Raw genomic sequence first — 1,617 nt, forward strand, 5'->3', positions numbered from 1 at the left:
CCTGGGGACCTTCCTGGCCGTCGGCGGCAAGAGCGGGGAGCCGGGCAGGCCGGGCGACGGGAACGAGCCCGCCGGCCCGGGCGCGGCGACGTCGTCGCCTTCGCTCACCGTCCCGAGCGGGTTCCCGTCGCAATGGCCGACCGCCCTGCCGTCCGGTCTGCCCAGTGGTCTGCCCAGCGGTGTGCCCACGTCCTTGCCCACGAGCCTGCCGAGCGGCCTCCCTTCGGGGCTGCTCCCGTTCGCCGGTGACGGCGGCCGGGGCTGACGGCCGGGTTCACCGCCGGGCGCGCACGGCCAGGGGGCGTACGGGACGTCAGCCGGCCGGCGGCTGCTCCGGAACGGCCTGGATGTCCAGCTCGATCCTGATGGTCGCGCCGATCATGGCGATGCCGCGCCGGAGCATGGAACGCCAGTCCAGGGTGAAGTCCTCGCGGTGCAGCTCGGTGGAGGCCGAGCAGGCCGTGCGGGTCTCGCCCATGATGCCGGTGCCGATCCCCAGGTAGCGGGTGTCGAGGGCGATGTTCCGGCTGACGCCGTGCAGGTTGAGCACGCCCTGCACGGTCCAGTGCGAGCCGCCGCGGTGCACGAAGCGCTCGCTGGTGAACTGCATGTACGGGTAGTTGGCGACGTCCAGGAACTCCGGCGAGCGCAGGTGCTCGTCGCGCTGCGCGACCCCCGTGTCGATGCTGGCCGTGTCGATCACGACGTCGATGCGGGAGTGCCGGACGTCCTCCGCGATCCAGAGGGTGCCCTCGAAGCGGTTGAAGCGGCCGTGTACCTCGGCGAGGCCGATGTGCCGGGCGATGAAGCGCACCGCCGTGTGGTCCGGGTCGATGCGCCACGCGCCCGGCGCGGGCATGGGCGGTGCCGGGGCGAGCTCCATCGCGAGGGTGCCGAGCGAGGTGCGGGTCTCCTCGGCGCAGGTGACGGTGCGCAGGACGGGGCGGAAGCCGTCGGCCGTCACCGAGACGCTGTACTCGCCGGGGGCGACGGTCGTCGCGAAGCGGCCGTGCGGGTCGGTCTGGCCGTGCACCACTTCACGGCCGCCCGCGTCCCGCACGGAGACCTCGGCTCTGTGCAAGGGCGACTGCATCGGCTCCACGACGATGCAGTCGAGGGCCCCCGCTCCGAGCGGAATCGGCGCGGCCTCCGGGCGGGAGGGGCGCGTGAACCGGCGGAGCAGGGCGAAAGCCATCCCAAAGGGCCTTTCGGTGACGAGAAGGTGATTGAACTGTAGATCACCATATTCTGTCGCTGATAGGCAAAATCCTCGGGGTTGCCTATGAAAGCTCCCTTTTGACTCTCCCTTGCCTTTGGATCACCGGTCGTCGGTGAGGAGCGTGGCGAGCGCGGCCGCCGGATCGTGGTCACAGGGCCCCGCGGGCAGCCAGCGGCCGCCCTCCTTGCGGTAGGGCCACCACCGGCCGTCCCTTCCGTAGCGCAGCTGCGCGGAAGTGCCGACCGCGGTCCACCGGTTGCGCACGGCCCGCAGCTGCGGTGCCTGCTCCTCCTCCCAGGCGCCGGCCAGCCGGGCGCTGGCGCGTGCGAGCCCCTCCCCCTCCGGAGTCCACTCCTCCTCCAGTGCGGCGAGGGAGGCCGGCCCGCCGTACTCCCAGG

The 1,617-nt window shown here is 72.5% G+C and carries 1 protein-coding gene and 2 pseudogenes; 1 reads left to right on the forward strand and 2 read right to left on the reverse strand.

The features are described 5' to 3' along the window. Positions 1–265 (forward strand): annotated as a pseudogene (locus V7793_RS37325) (CotH kinase family protein); the annotation flags it as partial. 48 nt (positions 266–313) lie between these two features. On the opposite strand, the gene V7793_RS37330 reads toward V7793_RS37325, so the two are convergent. Together V7793_RS37330 and V7793_RS37335 are read right to left on the reverse strand one after the other, a co-directional pair. Continuing rightward, positions 314–1,195, reverse strand: a complete 882-nt coding sequence (locus V7793_RS37330) for a YceI family protein (RefSeq protein ID WP_336014151.1) — start codon at positions 1,193–1,195, stop codon at positions 314–316. Positions 1,196–1,318: 123 nt separating this feature from the next. Further along, positions 1,319–1,617 (reverse strand): annotated as a pseudogene (locus tag V7793_RS37335) (SWF or SNF family helicase); the annotation flags it as partial.

The sequence above is a fragment of the Streptomyces sp. KLMMK genome (genome assembly GCF_036961605.1).
Lineage (GTDB): Bacteria > Actinomycetota > Actinomycetes > Streptomycetales > Streptomycetaceae > Streptomyces > Streptomyces telluris.